This is a genomic window from Actinoplanes sp. NPDC051537 (genome assembly GCF_055586105.1).
On sequence record NZ_JBVJIU010000009.1, the window covers coordinates 77,748 to 93,119 of the forward strand.

Annotated in this window: 17 protein-coding genes; 5 read left to right on the plus strand and 12 right to left on the minus strand. The window is 70.5% G+C overall.

The features are described from left to right. Positions 1-11: 11 nt before the first annotated feature. The gene (locus ACZ6TB_RS22870; protein WP_465556688.1) at positions 12-1,244 is read right to left on the minus strand and encodes a low temperature requirement protein A; all 1,233 of its coding nucleotides are present in this window, start codon (positions 1,242-1,244) and stop codon (positions 12-14) included. Positions 1,245-1,320: 76 nt separating this feature from the next. Continuing rightward, complete coding sequence (locus ACZ6TB_RS22875; protein ID WP_465556689.1) at positions 1,321-1,782, minus strand: DUF427 domain-containing protein; 462 nt, start codon at positions 1,780-1,782, stop codon at positions 1,321-1,323. A gap of 75 nt (positions 1,783-1,857) precedes the next feature. Between ACZ6TB_RS22875 and ACZ6TB_RS22880 the strand changes: the two genes are divergently transcribed. The 4 genes from ACZ6TB_RS22880 to ACZ6TB_RS22895 are packed head-to-tail and all read left to right on the plus strand — an operon-like array spanning position 1,858 to position 5,432. Then, complete coding sequence (locus ACZ6TB_RS22880; protein ID WP_465556691.1) at positions 1,858-3,105, plus strand: FAD-dependent oxidoreductase; 1,248 nt, start codon at positions 1,858-1,860, stop codon at positions 3,103-3,105. Positions 3,106-3,112: 7 nt separating this feature from the next. Further along, positions 3,113-3,592, plus strand: a complete 480-nt coding sequence (locus tag ACZ6TB_RS22885; protein ID WP_465556693.1) for a MarR family transcriptional regulator — start codon at positions 3,113-3,115, stop codon at positions 3,590-3,592. Positions 3,593-3,647: 55 nt separating this feature from the next. Further along, entirely contained in the window at positions 3,648-4,562 is a 915-nt protein-coding gene (locus ACZ6TB_RS22890) for an NAD-dependent epimerase/dehydratase family protein (protein WP_465556695.1), read from the plus strand. Positions 4,563-4,571: 9 nt separating this feature from the next. Continuing rightward, the gene (locus ACZ6TB_RS22895) at positions 4,572-5,432 is read left to right on the plus strand and encodes an RNA polymerase sigma-70 factor (protein WP_465556697.1); all 861 of its coding nucleotides are present in this window, start codon (positions 4,572-4,574) and stop codon (positions 5,430-5,432) included. Here ACZ6TB_RS22895 and arfA read toward each other — a convergent pair. From arfA to ACZ6TB_RS22925, 6 genes are read right to left on the minus strand one after another with little or no spacing between them, the layout of a single operon-like run. Beyond that, positions 5,412-6,923, minus strand: a complete 1,512-nt coding sequence (gene arfA / locus ACZ6TB_RS22900) for an arabinosylfuranosidase ArfA (protein ID WP_465556699.1) — start codon at positions 6,921-6,923, stop codon at positions 5,412-5,414. The genes ACZ6TB_RS22895 and arfA overlap by 21 nt on opposite strands. 4 nt (positions 6,924-6,927) lie before the next feature. Next, entirely contained in the window at positions 6,928-7,815 is an 888-nt protein-coding gene (locus tag ACZ6TB_RS22905) for a carbohydrate ABC transporter permease (protein WP_465556701.1), read from the minus strand. Next, positions 7,815-8,762: a carbohydrate ABC transporter permease gene (locus ACZ6TB_RS22910; protein WP_465556703.1), complete on the minus strand. Its 948-nt coding sequence runs from the start codon at positions 8,760-8,762 to the stop codon at positions 7,815-7,817. Before ACZ6TB_RS22910 ends, ACZ6TB_RS22905 begins: the two co-directional genes overlap by 1 nt. A 13-nt stretch (positions 8,763-8,775) precedes the next feature. Further along, positions 8,776-10,092, minus strand: coding sequence for an extracellular solute-binding protein (locus ACZ6TB_RS22915; RefSeq protein WP_465556705.1), 1,317 nt, complete (start codon positions 10,090-10,092; stop codon positions 8,776-8,778). Positions 10,093-10,118: 26 nt separating this feature from the next. Then, positions 10,119-10,325 (minus strand): hypothetical protein, encoded by a 207-nt coding sequence (locus tag ACZ6TB_RS22920; RefSeq protein WP_465556707.1) that lies wholly within the window; start codon positions 10,323-10,325, stop codon positions 10,119-10,121. Between the two features lie 50 nt (positions 10,326-10,375). Next, positions 10,376-11,188 carry an AfsR/SARP family transcriptional regulator gene (locus ACZ6TB_RS22925; RefSeq protein ID WP_465556708.1) on the minus strand — a complete coding sequence of 271 codons (813 nt, stop codon included), beginning with the start codon at positions 11,186-11,188 and terminating at the stop codon, positions 10,376-10,378. A 167-nt stretch (positions 11,189-11,355) separates the two neighbouring features. Here ACZ6TB_RS22925 and ACZ6TB_RS22930 point away from each other — a divergent pair, with 167 nt between their 5' ends. Further along, on the plus strand, positions 11,356-12,453 hold the full coding sequence (locus tag ACZ6TB_RS22930) for a LacI family DNA-binding transcriptional regulator (protein WP_465556710.1): 1,098 nt from the start codon (positions 11,356-11,358) through the stop codon (positions 12,451-12,453). On the opposite strand, the gene ACZ6TB_RS22935 is transcribed toward ACZ6TB_RS22930, so the two are convergent. The 4 genes from ACZ6TB_RS22935 to ACZ6TB_RS22950 all read right to left on the minus strand — a co-directional run bounded on the left by ACZ6TB_RS22935 (position 12,352) and on the right by ACZ6TB_RS22950 (position 15,352). Next, the gene (locus tag ACZ6TB_RS22935; protein ID WP_465556712.1) at positions 12,352-12,978 is read right to left on the minus strand and encodes a hypothetical protein; all 627 of its coding nucleotides are present in this window, start codon (positions 12,976-12,978) and stop codon (positions 12,352-12,354) included. The genes ACZ6TB_RS22930 and ACZ6TB_RS22935 overlap by 102 nt on opposite strands. Next, on the minus strand, positions 12,978-13,907 hold the full coding sequence (locus tag ACZ6TB_RS22940; RefSeq protein WP_465556714.1) for an SPFH domain-containing protein: 930 nt from the start codon (positions 13,905-13,907) through the stop codon (positions 12,978-12,980). The genes ACZ6TB_RS22935 and ACZ6TB_RS22940 overlap by 1 nt, the downstream gene beginning before the upstream one ends. 171 nt (positions 13,908-14,078) lie before the next feature. Continuing rightward, on the minus strand, positions 14,079-14,762 hold the full coding sequence (locus tag ACZ6TB_RS22945; protein ID WP_465556716.1) for a QcrA and Rieske domain-containing protein: 684 nt from the start codon (positions 14,760-14,762) through the stop codon (positions 14,079-14,081). After that, positions 14,759-15,352, minus strand: coding sequence for an RNA polymerase sigma factor (locus ACZ6TB_RS22950; protein ID WP_465556718.1), 594 nt, complete (start codon positions 15,350-15,352; stop codon positions 14,759-14,761). The genes ACZ6TB_RS22945 and ACZ6TB_RS22950 overlap by 4 nt, the downstream gene beginning before the upstream one ends. Positions 15,353-15,372 lie beyond the last annotated feature (20 nt).

Genomic DNA, 15,372 nt, shown 5'->3' on the forward strand with positions numbered 1-15,372 from the left:
CGGAGCGGCGGTCACACCTTCGCGGTCCGCACCTCGCCCGAGCGGTGCAGCAGAAATCCGGTCAGCACGCCGGCGACCAGCACGGCGGCGAGCATGCCCATGGTGACGGTCGGGGACAGGTCGAGCAGCGTGATGATCAGCGCCAGCGGTATGCCGGCACCGGGCCACAGCACCGCCCCGCGCACGCGCCCACTCAGGTGCGCCTGCATCACGGCCGCGCTGAGCAGGTAACCGCTGATCGCGAGGCCCAGCACCCACCGCGGACCGGCGTCGACGTGCGGGTCCGCGCCGTGCAGGACGACGTGTTCCAGCCCGACCGCGGTGGCGGCCAGCGCGATGGCCAGCGGCAGGTGCACGTACACGTAGAAGTCGTGCACGCCGTGCTTGGTGACCTCGCCGTCCTCCATCGCGAGCCGTCGCTTGGCGGCCCCGCCGGACAGGTCGAAGTAGATCCACCACAGCGCCGCGGCCACCACGAAGCCCAGCACCGCCGCGACGACCACGGACGACTCCCAGCCGCCGCCGTGCAGGCCGGTCACCACCGCGGCGACGGACTCGCCCAGCACCAGGATCACGAACAACGCGAAGCGTTCCGGCAGATGTTCCAGATGCAGCGGGACCGCGTTCTTCAGCCGGGCCGCGGCGGTCGGCCACACCATGTCCAGCAGGACCCCCGCGCCCCACAGCCAGTACCGTCCCGGCGCCGGCACGGCCAGCGACACCAGCCAGAAAGCGGCGCCCAGCGTGTGCCCGATCAGGTACAGCCGGACCGTGGAGCGGGCATCCGGCACGTGCCACCACGCCCGGAGGTACCCCGCGATCAGCGCCCCGCGAATCACGACATAGCCGATGACGAACCCGCTCGCGGCCGGCCCGTCGAGGTGGTCCACGGCGGCCGCCATCGCCACCACGCCGGCCATGGCGGTCAGGGTGAGCAGGCGGAACACGGCGTCGTCGGTGTCGAACCGGTTGGCGTACAGGGTCATGGAGGCCCAGACCCACCAGCCGACCGTCAGCACCGCGACGAAGACGAGCGCGCCGTGCCCGCTCACATCCTTCGCCAGCACGTCGGCGCACCGGGCCACGAACAGCACGAACGCCAGGTCGAAGAACAGCTCGAGCCGGGTCGCCGACCGGTTCGACTCCCGGTTGAGGTCGGGCGGCCGGACCGGCTCGAGCTGCTCGGCCTCCTGCTCGTCCAGCGCCCGGTCATCGTCGTCGAGCCGCTCGTGCGCGTACGTCATGGTGCCTCCAGCTCCGCGGCGAACCACTTCGCACTACCCGCGGCGGGCCGGCCTCACACGAGGGGCCGGCCGGCGTTCACCACCCCGCGGTGCCCGGGCCGCCCTTGAACGGGCCGGTGATGCCGGCGGTGATCCAGCCGCCGTAGAAGTCGCCCTCCTGCGGCCGGACCAGCTCGCCGGCGACCCGGCATTCGTCGACCCGGCTCGGATAGAAGGCAACGGCTCCGGCAATTTCCCCGTACGCGGGTGAAGGCCGCTCGTAGGACCAGCCGGCGTCCGTGACCCGGCTGTCCCCCACGATCAGGTCCCAGTAGCTCGCAAGACCCTTGAACTCGCAGTAGGAGCGACCCGTCGCCGGCCGCAGCACGCCGGCGGCGATGTCGTCGCGGGGGACGTAGTAGACGGGCGGATGCGAGGTCTCCAGGACACGCCAGCAGCGGTCGCTGTCGACGATGGTCTTCCCGGCGTGCACGACCGTCACCCGGGCCGCGCTGCGCTCCGCCCGTGGCGGACGCGGGTAGTCCCAGACCGACTCCATCGATCCAGCATGCCATCGCGCTTCCGAGGGAGGTGGCGACCTTGCCGAAATCATCTTATTCATTAAGATAATCGCATGGGCACATCGACCGACTTCTCGGTGGCGATCGCCGGCGCCGGCCTCTCGGGCCTCTGCCTCGCCCAGTACCTGACGCGCGCCGGCATCGACGTACACGTCTACGAGCGGGATTCCGGCCCGTTCGTCCGGCGGCAGGGCTACCGGATCATTCTCGACCGGCACGGGCTGGAGGCGCTGCGCGAGAGCCTGCCCCGCCCGCTGTACCGCCTGGCGCTGGTCACCGGCGACGAGCCCGGCGGGCACCTGCGCTTCACCGACCGCCGGTTGCGGAACGCCTTCACCATCACCTTCAAGGACGAGCCGCAGGCGACGCGCCAGGTCGACCGGCTGACCCTGCGGTCGATCCTGACGTCCGGCCTGGACGGACGCATCCACTACGGCAAGGCCGCCGTCGCGGTGGACGGCGGCGGCCCGGCCGGGCTGCGGCTGCGGTTCGCCGACGGTTCGGCCGTCACGGCGACCGTGGTCGTGGGCGCCGACGGTGCAGGCTCGGCCCTGCGCGCGCAGCTCATGCCGGACGCAGACCCGGTGGACACCTCGATGGCGGGCGTCTACGGCCGGTCGCCCCTGCGGCGCAACGGCGAGAGCATCATCCCGGACGCGCTGCGGACCAGCGGGGTTCTGGCCATCGCGGACCGGCCGGGCCGCGCCTTCTTCTTCACCTCGATGCGGTTCGGCGAAAGCCCGCGGGAGGCGTTCGCGCGCCTGGCGCCGGGCAGCTATCCGCCCACCGGCGACGACTACGTCATGTGGGGGCTGCTGCTGCGGCCGGAGGAGGTGCCCATCGGTGTCCGCGGGGACCTGCTGGCGCTGCGGGAGCTCGCCGCCCGGATGAGCTCGGACTTCCACCCCCTCATCCGACGGTTGGTCGACACGGCCGAGCTGGACGCCACGGTGCTCAACCCCTTCGCCACCGGCCGGCGGCCCCGGCAGTGGGCGGTGCCCCGGGCCACGATGATGGGCGACGCCGTGCACGTCATGCCGCCGTTCGGGGCGCACGGCGGCAACACCGCGCTGCGCGACGCCGCCCTGCTCGGCCGCAGGCTCGTCGAGGCCCGCGCGAGCGGCACGCCGGCGGAGGAGGCGATCGCTGCCTACCAGGACGAGATGGTGCCGTACGCCTTCCGCGCCGTCGACACCGCCGCCGGGCTGATGCGCCGCCTCACCGGAAGCGCGGCCGCACCGCACTGGGTGCTGACCCGCGTGTTACCTCGGCTGCACCGGGTCACCGTGCCGGAGGCATGATGGCGGCATGTCCCACGACCCGGCCCGTGCGTCCGCGATCGCCGACCTGATGCGCGCCGGGCGCGAGAACTCGCGGCTGTCCATGGTGTTCCGGTACGCCATCGCCGACCGGCTGGGCCTCGCCGTGAGCGACCTGGAGTGCCTGGACTTCCTGGCGGACGTCGGATCCGCCAGCGCGGGGCAGATCGCCGAGCGGACCAACCTCACCACCGGGGCCGTGACCAGCATGCTCCGCCGGCTTCAGCGCGCCGGTTACGTCACCGCCGAACGCGATCCGGGTGACCGGCGGCGGATGATCGTCACCATGCGGCCGGAACGGATCGCCGAGCTGGAGCAGCCGTACGAGCGGTTCGCCGAGCGGGCGAGGCGGCTCATCGAGGGCTACAGCGTCGAGGAACTCACGCTGCTGGTCCAGCACTTCGGCCACCTGCAGAGGATGTACCTCGCCGAGCTGGACGGCCTCCGCAGCGGCGCCGCGAGGCCGTGAGCGGGGTCACATCCAGGTATTGTCACGTACCGCGGCGCTGCCTTGTTCCATGGCCATGACGGAGACGAAGAACCAGACCGTGATCGTGGCCGGGGCCAGTGGCGTTTTCGGCCGGCACATCCGCACAGCGCTGACCGAAGCCGGGCACACGGTGCTCGGCCTGGGCCGGGGCGAGGGCAACGACATCCGCGCCGACCTGCTCGACCGGGATGGACTGCTGCGTGCGTTCGACGGGATCGAGGCCGACGTCGTGGTGCACGCCTCGACCGCACTGCGCAAACCGCCGATGACGCACAAGGGCATGTTCGGCACCGACGACCTGCGGGTCGCCGGGACCGCCAACCTGATCGAGGCGGCCCGGCGGGTGGGCGTACGCCGCTTCATCGGCGAGAACATCGCCATCGGCTACGGCTACCGCGACTTCGGCGACCGCGTCCTGACCGAGGCCGACCAGTTCGCGGCTCCGGTGACCGACCGCAACATCAACCGGCACCTGGCGGGCATGCGGGAGAAGGAGCGCCTCGCCCAGGAGTCGGGCCTGGAGGCGATCTCGTTGCGCTTCGGCCTCTTCTACGGGCCGGGCGGCACCGAGACGATGGTGGACATGCTGCGCAAGCGGCAACTCCCGGCGTTCAACGACCACGGCCGCCTCTCGCCGTGGACGCACCTGGCGGACGCGGCCGCCGCCGTGGTCGCGGCGATCGACCGAGGCCGCCCCGGCGAGGCGTACAACGTCGTCGACGACCACATCGGCTTCGGGGCGATGATCCGGGCGATCGCCACGACCTTCGGCACCCCGAAGCCGTTCACCGTGCCCACCTGGACGATGGTGCCCGCGCCGTACATGCACCTGATGCTCTCCGTCTCGATGCGGGTCTCGAGCGACAAGGCCCGCCGCGAGCTCGGATGGCACCCGGCGTACCCCACCGTGCTGGAGGGCCTGCGAGCGCAAGCGCTCGCGGCGCTCTAGCCTGTCGCCATGATCGACACCCAGGTCTTCGCTCAGCATCGGCGGCTGCTGTTCGACGTCGCCTACCGGATGACCGGCAGCGTCGCCGACGCCGAGGACATCCTCCAGGAGGCCTGGCTGCGGTGCCGCGAGGTCGACGGTGACCAGCTCGCCCACCCCCGGGCGTACCTGGTCAAGACCGTCACCAACCTCTCGCTCAACCAGCTCACCTCGGCTCGCGCCCGTCGCGAGGCCTATGTCGGGCCCTGGCTGCCCGAGCCGGTGCTCACCTCGCCCGACGCGGGTCAGGAGGCAGAGATGGCCGAGTCGATCTCGATGGCGATGCTCGTGGTCCTGGAGACGCTCACCCCCGCCGAACGCGCGATCTTCCTGCTCCACGACGTCTTCGGCTACAACCACGCCGAGATCGCCACGATTCTGGACCGCTCCGAGGCCGCCGTGCGGCAGACCGCGGCCCGGGCGCGGGCCCATGTCGCGGCGCGCCGGCCGCGATTCGACGTGGACCAGGGCATCCGGCGGGAGGCGGTGGACCGGTTCCGGGAAGCCTGTGCCGGCGGGGACCTCAACACGATGATGGAACTGCTGGCGCCCGAGGTGATCTGCTGGTCCGATGGAGGCGGCAAGGTGACCGCGGCTCGCCGGCCGCTGGAAGGCGCCGACAAGGTCGCCCGCTGGCTGCTCGGGGTATTCGCCAAGCCCGAGACGCAGAGCACGCGCCTGGTGATCACCGAGATCAACGGCAGCCCGGGCATCCTCGGCCTGGTCGACGGTCAACCGGCCGGCGCGATCTGCTTCGACTTCGACCGCGACCTGATAACCGGCGTACGCATGCAGGGCAACCCGGACAAGCTACGCGGCCTCACCCGGTAGCCGGATCATGTTCCACGACAGGGGCGGCAGCACGACGGTCGCGCGCCCGCCGGACACCTTGAGGTCCTCGAGCGGGCGCGGGGCGACCCGGTCGGGCCGTTCGGCGGTGTTCACCGCGTCCGGGTCGCTGTCGTGGACGGCCAGGTGCTTCCCGGCCGCCAGGCCGGGGCAGGCTCGCAGATCCAGGTCGAGGGTCAGCGCCTGCCGCTGGTCCCGGTTGACGGCGAACAGCGTGATCTCGCCGGATTCGTCGTCCCGGACGGCCACCGCGGCGAGGACCGGGACCTCGCCCTGTGCCGCGGTCTCGTGGGTCGGCGCCACGGCGTCGGTCCGCAGCACCGTGCCCCGGCCGTGCCGCGAGGTGAGCGCGAACGGGTGGAAGGTGGCCTGCCGCCACGCCGGGCCGCCCGGCTCGCAGCGGATCGGCGCGATGACGTTGACCAGCTGGGCGAGACAGCCGATCTTCACCCGGTCGGCGTGGCGCAGCAGCGTGATGAGCAGGTCGCCGACCACGACCGCGTCGGTCACCGAGTAGACGTCCTCGATCAGGCGCGGCGCCTCCGCCCAGTCCAGGTTCTCCTCACCGGCGAAGCGGCTCTGGTACCACACGTTCCACTCGTCCACGGCCAGGTCGATGTGCTTGCGGTGACCGTTCTTCGCGCGTACGTGGTCGCAGGTCGCCACCACCGCGTCGATGAAGTGGCCGAAGTCCACCGCGCGGGCGAGGAAGCTGTCCCGGTCGTCGCCGGCCTGCTCGTAGTAGGTGTGCAGGGACACGTAGTCGACGAGGTCGTAGGTCTCCTCGAGGACGGTCGCCTCCCACCCGCCGAACGTGGGCATCGCCTGGTTGGAGCTTCCGCACGCGGACAACTCGATGGTCGGGTCGACGCGGCGCATCGCCCTGGCGGTCTCGGCGGCCAGGCGCGCGTACTCGTACGCCGTCTTGTGGCCGATCTGCCACGGACCGTCCATCTCATTGCCCAGGCACCACAGCCGTACGTCGTGCGGCTGTGGTGATCCGTTGGCTCGGCGACGGTCGGACCAGTAGGTGCCGGACGGGTGGTTGCAGTACTCGACCAGGTCGCGCGCGGCGTCCAGCCCGCGCGTGCCCAGGTTGACCGCCATCATCGGCGCGCTACCGACGTCCCGGCACCAGTGCAGGAAGTCGTCCACACCGACCTGGTTGGTCTCGATCGACCGCCACGCCAGGTCGAGCCGGCGCGGCCGCTGCTCGCGCGGGCCGATGCCGTCCTCCCAGTGGTACGCGGAGACGAAGTTCCCGCCGGGGTAGCGCAGCAGCGGCACGCCGAGCTCACGGATCAGGCCGGCCACGTCCCGCCGGAATCCGGCCTCGTCGGCTTGCGGGTGGCCGGGCTCGTAGATTCCGGTGTAGACGCACCGGCCCATGTGTTCCACGAACGAGCCGTAGAGCCGCGGATCCACCTCGGAGACCCGCAGGACCGGGTCGACGGTGAGCGACGCGCGATTCACGGGATCACCCCTTGAGACCGGTGCCGGCGATGCCCTCGACGATGCGGCGCTGGAAGAACAGGAAGATCAGCACGAGCGGCAGCGCGCCGAGAATCGCCGATGCCATGGTGTCCGCGTACCGGATGCCGTAGCTGCCCTGGACGGTGGCCAGGCCGACCGGGATGGTCATGAGCTTGGGGTTCGACAACACCAGCAGCGGCCAGAGCAGGTTGTTCCAGCTCCACACGAACGTGAAGATCGCCACGGCGGAGACCACCGGCCGGCTCAGCGGCATGACGATCCGCCAGTACGTGCGGAAGAAGCCGGCGCCGTCCACGCGCGCCGCCTCGTCGAGGTCGCGCGGCAGGCCGTCGAAGAACTGCTTGAAGATGAACACCGCGATGGCGGCCGGGATCTGCGGCAGGATCACCGCCCAGTACGTGTTCAGCAGATGCAGCGCGCTGAACTCCTTGAACTGCGGCACGATCAGCGCCTGCTGCGGGATCATGATGCCGATCAGGATGAACCAGAACACCACCCACCGGTACTTGAATCGCATCCGGGACAGCGCGTACGCGGCCATGCTCCCGACGAACACGGCGCCGGCCGCGGTGGCCAGCGAGGTGATGAAGCTCGAGGCGTACCAGTTCCAGATGTCGCCCTGGGCGAAGATCGTGCGGAACGAGTCCAGCGTGGGATTGTCGATCCACCACGTGGTCTTGGTGGTCTCGGCGTTGGGCTTGAGCGCGGTGTCGACCGCCCACGCGACGGGGACCAGCCAGATCAGCGCGAACGCGATGAGCACTCCCACGCAGACGCCGTTGAACAACCGCACCCGGCGATCGACGGCGGCCTGCGTCACCTCCGGGCGCGTGCCCTTCCGCTCCCGGGTTTCGTTGGCGAGCGTGGTCATCACAACCCCTGTTCCTGGCGGCGGGTGAGGAACACCCACACGGCGGACACGGTGAGCACGAGGATGAAGAAGAGCGTCGACACCGCGGCGGCGTAACCGGTGCGGAAGTCGGTGAAGCCCATGTCGTACACGTATTCGAGGGCGGGGCGAGTGGCGTAGTTGGGGCCGCCGCCGGTCATGATGTAGGGCTGGTCGAAGATCTTCAGCGACGCGATGATCTGCAGGACGATGACCAATGACGTCGTACGGGTGAGCATCGGGATCGTGATTCGCCGGATCTGCTGCCACGGGCTCGCTCCGTCCATCGACGCGGCCTCGTACAGGTCCCGCGGGATGTCCTGCAGGCCGGCCAGGTAGAGCACGAAGTTGAAGCCGAGCGTCCACCACACCGTGGCGAAGGCCAGCGACCACATCGCCAGGCTCGGGCTGCCCAGCCAGTTCGGCTCCGCGAAGCCCAGGCTGGTGACGACCTTGCCGAGGAGGCCGAGCTCCGGGGTGTAGAGCCAGATCCAGATCAGCGCCATCACGGCCGACGGCAGGATGTAGGGCAGGAAGAACGCGAGCCGGAAGAACCAGCGCCCGCGGCTGGCCCGGTCGGCGAGCAGCGCGAAGACGAAGGCGAGGATGACCAGCGGCGGCACGGTGAGGATGGTGAACCAGATGGTGTGCCACATCGACGCCCAGAAGTCCGGGCTGGTCAGCGCCTCGCCGAAGTTGCCGAACCCGGCGAACCCGCCCAGCCCCGACTTGGTGAGGCTGGTGTCGAAGAAGCTCATCACCACCATGTAGATCGACGGCCCGATGATGAACAGCAGGTACAGCACCAGGAACGGCGCCATGAGGAGCCAGGCGGGCTTGGCGTGGCCGTGCTCGGTCACGCGGGTGGTGTCGGGGTCGACCGGACGGACCGGCCGATCGCGAGTCTCGTAGTCGGCGGTGATGGTCACGACGCGTACCTCCTCAGACCGGCGACGCCGCGCTCGCGAGCGCGGACAGCTTGGACCGGATCTGCGTGATCGCGGCGTCCGGCGCCATCTGGCCGGCTTCGACGGCGCCGATGGCCGAGCCCATGATGATTTCGAAGTCCGAACCGGAGCCGGAATACCAGCCGGGTGGGTCGTACACCGCGGCGTCGGCGGCCGCCGCGTAGTTCGACTGCGGGGTGAGCTTCTTGAACGCGTCGCTCTGGGCGACCGGCAGCCAGGCCGGGATGTGACCGCCCTGTGCCCACGTCATGCTCTGGTCCAGCATCGACTTGATGAAGCCCAGCGACAGGTCGAGCTGCCCCTCGGCGCCGGCGCCGCCGCGCGGGACGATCAGCGTGTGCGAGTCGGCCTGGACCGCGTACGTGCCGCCGAAGACGTTGGGCACCAGCGTCATGCCGAACGGCATCTTCGCGGTCTGGAAGGTGCTGATCTCCCACTCGCCGTTGAGGTGGAAGCCGGCCGCGCCGTTCGCGAACAACGCGATCGCGCCCTGGTAGTCGATGCTGCCGGGCATCAGCTTCTTCTCGACCGTGAGCGCACGCATGAAGCTGAGCACCTGGGTGGCTTTCGCATCGTCGAGCACCACCTTGGTGCCCTCGTCGCTGAGCACCTGGCCGCCGAGCTGTGAATAGAGCGTCTGGAAGAACCGCCACGGGGTCGCCGTGTCGGCGTTGATCCCGTGCGTCGCGCCGTACTGGCCGGTGACCTTCTGGACCTTGGTCAGCGCGTCCGTGAAGGCGTCCGGCCCCTGAATGGTTGCCAGGTTGCCGGCCGCGTCCAGCAGTCCGGCCTTCCCGCAGATCTCCGTGTTGTAGAACAGCACGAACGGGTGCGTGTCGATCGGGATCGCGTAGATCTTGCCGCCGACCAGGCCGGCGTTCCAGGCGCGCTGGTTGAACATCCCGGCCGACATGCCGTGCCGGGCGAGATCCGCCGGCGTGAGCTCCTCCAGCAGGTCGGCGGCCTGCAGCGTCTTCATGCGCGTCAGATGCGCGACCGCCACGTTCGGCGGCTTCCGGCCCACCGTGGCCAGGGTGAGCTTGGTGTAGTACGGATTGCCCCAGGCCAGCGTCACCGCCTGCAACGGGGTGCCGGGGTTGGCCTGGCGGTAGGCGTCCTCCATCTGCTGCATGCGGACGCCGTCGCCGCCACCGAAGAGATTCCAGTAGTCGACGGTGCCGGGGTCGAGCCGGCTGCCGGCGATCCCGGCGCCCACCGGGGAGGAGCAGGCGGCGAGGGAGGCGGCGCCGAGGCCGGCGAACGCACCTTTCAAGATCGTACGGCGTGACATCGGTCCACTCATGAGCTCCCGTCCTCTCATCGACCCGCGGCTTGCCCGAGACACCGCCGTACCGTCGCCACGAGTTCCTCCCACCCGGCGAAGCGCTGACCGTCGTGGGTGGCGGCATCGACGACCTCGCCCTGCAGGACGACGCCCCGGCGGTCGAGCACGATCCGGAGCACCAACGCGACCACCCGCCGGTCGGCCAGCGCGTCCTCATGCCGGTGATCGTTCGAGGCCACCCCGACGGTCTACGCCCTCGCGGTGAGAAGTGACTGAGGTTTGACTGAGGTCATACCGCCGGATGGCCCAGCCGAAGCCGCGCGAACAGGTCGTCGGTCGCCGGTTCGGGCGCGGCCTGGAACTCCCGGCGCAGGATGTCGCGGCACAGCAGGTACTGCTTCATCGCCTGGGCGCGCTGGCCGAGCCGGGCGTAGCAGCGCATGACCGCGCGGTGCGCATCCTCCCGGCAGGGATCGGCCAGCAGAAGGCGGTGGGCGTACTGCAGCGCTCTGCCGTTGTCGCCCAGGTCGAAGTGGTAGTCGGTCAGGTGCGCCAGCGCTCCCAGGTAGAGCGCTCGCAACCGCTCCCGCTCGATCACCACGTTCAGGCTCGTTCCGCCCGGGCAGAGATCGCCCCGGTAGATGCTCAGTCCCTCCTCGAACGTGGCGGCGGCGGCGGCCCGGTCGCCCATCCGCAGTTGACGGGAGCCGAGTTCGGTACAGCAGTCGAAGCGCAGGGTGTCCACATCGATGCCGGCCGCGAGGTTCAGCTGATATCCGTCGTCGGTACGGATCAGCGGCGGATCGCCGGCCAGCGCGTCGGCGAGCAGCCGGCGCAGCGCGTGCACCAGGGTGTTCAGCGACTGGCTCGCGTGGTCGAGATCCATCCCGGGCCACAGTGTCTCGAGCAGCGCGTCCCGGGTGGCCTGCTGGTGCTCGTGCAGCGCCAGCGCCGACAGCAACGACTTCATCTTGCCGCCATGGCGCAGCGGCAGTCGCTGTCCCTGTTTGAACACCTGGAACTGACCGAGCAGGCAGATCAGGATGACCGGGGAGTGTCTCGAAGTGCCGGGGACCAGCCAGGCGGACGTACCATATGTCATGGTCAGTCCCGCAATGGTGTCGGGGATGGTTCAACGTTGAATCGGGCGGTTGAGGTCATGATTGTGCCCGGCCGGGTTCGTTGGCAAGAGACCTCCATATGACGAGAAAGCTCTGGTCAAGAGCCCCGGATTCGCGGCATGTTGGTTCCTGAGCGGGGGGCCGGAAAATGCGCGTGACGCTGAGGGATGTGGCGCTCCGTGCCGGGGTCTCCGCGAAGACCGTCTCGAACGTCGTCAACGGCACCGGGCGCTTCAGCCCCGAGGTGCGCGCCCGCGTCGAGTCCGCCGTGGCCGCTCTGAACTACGTTCCGAACTTCTCGGCGCGCGGCCTGCGCAACGGTCGCACCGGCCTGATCTGCCTGGCGCTGCCGAACCTGAGCACGCCGTACTCGGCGGAGCTGATCCGCGAGTTCGCCCTCGCCGCCGCCCGGCGCGATCTCGGCGTGCAGATCGAGGAGACCGGTTTCGACAACTACCAGCGGGAGCGCCACCTGCTGTCACGAGCCCGGCGGCACCTGATCGACGGATTGATCATGAGTCCGGTGCTCCTCACCAGCGCCGCGCTCCAGCCGAGCCCGGCCACCCCGCCGATGGTGTTCCTCGGTGAGGTGTACCAAGACACCACCGACCACGTGTGGGTCGACAACGTGGCGGCGAGCCGGGACATGGTCGAGCACCTCATCGGCCTCGGTCATCGCCGGATCGCGATGCTGGGCCTGTTCGAGTCGGAGAGCGCACGCCTGCGCCGGAAGGGCTATCGGCAGGCGCTGGCGGCCGCGGGTCTCACCCCCTCGGCCGACCTCGAGATCCCCAACCCCACCTGGACGACCGCGGCGGCCGCGGCGGCGCTCGACCAGTACCTCGACCACCGGCAGCTGCCCGACGCGATCTTCTGCCTGACCGACTCGCAGGCGCTCGGCGCTCTCAACGCCCTGTGGCGCCGCGGGATCCGAGTCCCCGATGACGTCTCGGTCGCCGGCTACGACGACATCACCGACGGACGATATGCCGTGCCGCCGCTGACCACCGTCGGCATCGACAAGGCGCGGCTGGCCGAGGCGGCGATCGACCTGCTGATCGAGCGGATCGCGGAGCCCCGGCGGCGACCGCGACGGGTCACCATCCCGTACACGATCTTGCCGCGGCAGAGCACCGGACCGCGATCACGCGATCGGCAGGTCGGCCAGCCTGGTCGCGGCGAAGGACAGGGTCAGGATGGCCAGGATGATGAGCAGGGTGCGCACGGCCCGGAATCGGAACGATGACGTCACCCCGGCGAAGAACAGCGCCACCGCCAGCACGATCGTGTTCAGGGTGTAGGACTGCGACCGCTGGGCCGCCTGCTGCGCGGCGCGGGCCGCCTTCTCGGCGGCGTCCTGCTCGGCGGTGAAGCCGCTGCTCTGCGCGTTGACGTACTGCGGATCCTCGAGCAGCGGCGTCGGGGTGCCGCCGGCGCGGACCGTCGCCTCCCACTTGTCCAGGAACGGCAGCAGGCCCTTGCGTGCCATGGTGCTGCGGTAGAAGGCGGCCAGCCCGGTGTTCTTCGCCTGCACCGCCTGCGCGTAGAACGCGATCACGCTGGAGTCGTACGTGAACGTCTGGGTGGCCCGCGCGAACTGCCGGTTGGCCTCGAGCCGATGGTTGGTCTCCTGCTGGTTGTCCTCGCTCTGCACCCCGTTCCACTGGGAAGCCTGGTAACCGCTCCACGCCGTGCCGAGGGTGCTGACGGCCAGCAGCACCACGGCGATGACCTCCAGCAGCCGGTCTCCGAACGCCGGGCCCTCGTCCATCAGCTCGCGCCCTGACCGGTCGCGCCGGCCGGGTCGTCCGGGCCCCGCGGCGGGAGCGTCGGCCCGGGCCCGGCCCGCAAGGCGACCTGCAACGCGTTGGTACGTTCGACCAGGTCACGCCACAGGTCGGTCTCCCGGTACCGCCACGCCGCATCGCTGGGAGCACCCAGGCGCTCCTCCAGGCTCGCGTCGTTGAGGGCCCGCACCGCCCTGGTCTCCGCCTCCGCCCGCTCGCGTTCGAGCTCGTACCGCGCCCGTACCGTCGCCTGGATGACCTCGCCGGTCTTGCCGAGCTCGACCGCGCCCAGCACGAACCCGGTGACCTTCATCCCCTCGGCCCCGAGCGCCTTGCGCACCGCCTCCGCCAACCGGTCCTCGCAGGCCGTACGGTCGGCGCCGAAGAACTGCTCGATCCCGAAATCGGTGTCGCACAGCGTGGCCCGCACCGCGCGTGCGCTCTGATCGCGGACCACGCCGAACACGCCGTACGGCCCGAATCGCTCGTGCACCTCACGAAGCCGATCGACCACCAGCTGAAACCGCACCGTCATCGCGACCGTCGCCTCGGTCCGGTCGCCCAGCGTCACGCTCAGCGGTGGCCCCGAGCTCTCCAGGCGCGAAAGCCGCTCCACCCGGCCGGCTTCCCCGGCCCCGGCGGTGCCGAGGCTCGCGCCGGTGGCGTCGCTGGTCCCGTCGGCTCGATAGGCCAACTCCACCGACGGATACTCCTCCACCATCCGGCGGCGGAACGCGAACACGAAGTGCGGCCCCGGCAACAGCGTCTGATCGGTCGCCCGCCCCTTGGCCATCAGCAACCCGAGACTGCCCGACGGCACGCGCACCAGGGAGTTGGCCAGCACCACCCAGCCCAGCAGGCCGAGGGCCGACAGCAGGAAGATCAGCAGAATGATCCAGGCGACAATGCTCATCGATCAGTTTCCAGACGGCGTCCCGGCCGGCGACGGGTGTTACCTCGCCACGACCGGAGAGGAACGGACGGACCCACAGGGGACATGGTCGCTTTCGCTCGACCTCGTCGACTCATCCCGCACTGATGACATCGCGCGCGGATATCGCCGCGGTCGCACTGTCCGCCGGCCTCAGCCGACCCGCGGCAAAAGAACCTGGATCTGGCCGTCGACCTGGCGGACGTGGATCGTCGGCAGCGGTGCCGGCGGATCGGGCAGCTGCGACTGGATGACCGATCCGTCGTACGCGAAGAAGGTGCGATGGCACGGGCAGGCCAGCCGCTTCTCCCCCGGGCGCAGTCCGAGCTTGCAGCCCTGATGCGTGCAGGTGCCGGAGCGGGCCGACAACACACCCGCGGTGCGCATGACAAATCCCGACAAGACGCTCGTGTCGAAAGCGGCCGCGCCGCCGTCCGGCAGGTCGCTGCCGGCCATCACGGTGTGCCACGAGCCACCGTCCGCCGGGTCGAGAGCGGTCGGCCCGGCGGGCTGCTCCTCGCCGCGGACGCTACGGTCGGTGACAACGGCGACGGCGGCGGCCACCGCGGCCGCGGACGTGCCGATGAGCAGACCGCGCCGGCCACCGGGCGCCGCGACCGACCGGGGTTCGCCGGCGTGGGCGTCACCGGCCACGCCGGCCAGCCGCCCGCGCAGGTCGGCGACGAACTCCGGCCGGGGATCCTGCTCCTCGGCGCTCGCGGCCCGGAGCGCGATCGCCGCCCGGACGGCCGCCGCCTCCTCCGGCGTCGGCCCGAACGCGGGCGGACGCCGGTGCCGCACCAGACGGTCGACGTAGCGGGTGAACTCGCGTATCAACGGTCTTCCCCTCCTTCGCCGTCGAGTATCGCCGCCGCCTGGCGCAGCGCGCGGAACTGCAGAACCTTCGCATTGGCGATGGTGATCTGCATCGACGTCGCGGTCTCCCGGATCGTCGCGTTCTCCAGGAACCGCAGCTGCAGGATCCGCCGGTACCGCTCGGGCAGCGCCTCGAGCAGCCGGGCCACCCGCCGGGCCGCCACGCCCGTCCCCGGCGCCGCCGTGGTCGCCGGTACCCGGTCCAACTCCTCGGGATCGATCGTGGTGATCTGCAGGCCCAGCGTCCGCCGCCAGTGATCGGCCAGTACGGTGCGGGCGACCGCGAGCAGGTACGCCCGGACCTCGCCGACGCTCGCGGCGGCCCGTATGCGCGGCACCGCGGCCAGGAACACCTCGGCCGTCAGGTCCTCGGCGTCGGCCCGGTTGCCGACCTTGGCGAACATCAACCGGTACAACCGTCCGACGTTGTCGTCGTAGATGGCCTCCCAGGAGGCGTACGCGTCGGCCGGCACCGCCCGCAGCACCGGTTCCGTCTCCTCGCCGGCCCGCGCGGAGTCCGTACGCTCGCTGTGCCGTTTTCGCCGCGGCATCGCCAACTCTTTCACCCCCC

Coding starts and splice junctions, on each gene's coding strand:
- ACZ6TB_RS22870 (WP_465556688.1), bottom strand. CDS start 1,244: ATGACGTACGCGCACGAGCGGCTCGACGACGATGACCGGGCGCTGGAC.
- ACZ6TB_RS22875 (WP_465556689.1), bottom strand. CDS start 1,782: ATGGAGTCGGTCTGGGACTACCCGCGTCCGCCACGGGCGGAGCGCAGC.
- ACZ6TB_RS22880 (WP_465556691.1), top strand. CDS start 1,858: ATGGGCACATCGACCGACTTCTCGGTGGCGATCGCCGGCGCCGGCCTC.
- ACZ6TB_RS22885 (WP_465556693.1), top strand. CDS start 3,113: ATGTCCCACGACCCGGCCCGTGCGTCCGCGATCGCCGACCTGATGCGC.
- ACZ6TB_RS22890 (WP_465556695.1), top strand. CDS start 3,648: ATGACGGAGACGAAGAACCAGACCGTGATCGTGGCCGGGGCCAGTGGC.
- ACZ6TB_RS22895 (WP_465556697.1), top strand. CDS start 4,572: ATGATCGACACCCAGGTCTTCGCTCAGCATCGGCGGCTGCTGTTCGAC.
- ACZ6TB_RS22905 (WP_465556701.1), bottom strand. CDS start 7,815: ATGACCACGCTCGCCAACGAAACCCGGGAGCGGAAGGGCACGCGCCCG.
- ACZ6TB_RS22915 (WP_465556705.1), bottom strand. CDS start 10,092: ATGTCACGCCGTACGATCTTGAAAGGTGCGTTCGCCGGCCTCGGCGCC.
- ACZ6TB_RS22925 (WP_465556708.1), bottom strand. CDS start 11,188: ATGACATATGGTACGTCCGCCTGGCTGGTCCCCGGCACTTCGAGACAC.
- ACZ6TB_RS22930 (WP_465556710.1), top strand. CDS start 11,356: ATGCGCGTGACGCTGAGGGATGTGGCGCTCCGTGCCGGGGTCTCCGCG.
- ACZ6TB_RS22935 (WP_465556712.1), bottom strand. CDS start 12,978: ATGGACGAGGGCCCGGCGTTCGGAGACCGGCTGCTGGAGGTCATCGCC.
- ACZ6TB_RS22940 (WP_465556714.1), bottom strand. CDS start 13,907: ATGAGCATTGTCGCCTGGATCATTCTGCTGATCTTCCTGCTGTCGGCC.
- ACZ6TB_RS22950 (WP_465556718.1), bottom strand. CDS start 15,352: ATGCCGCGGCGAAAACGGCACAGCGAGCGTACGGACTCCGCGCGGGCC.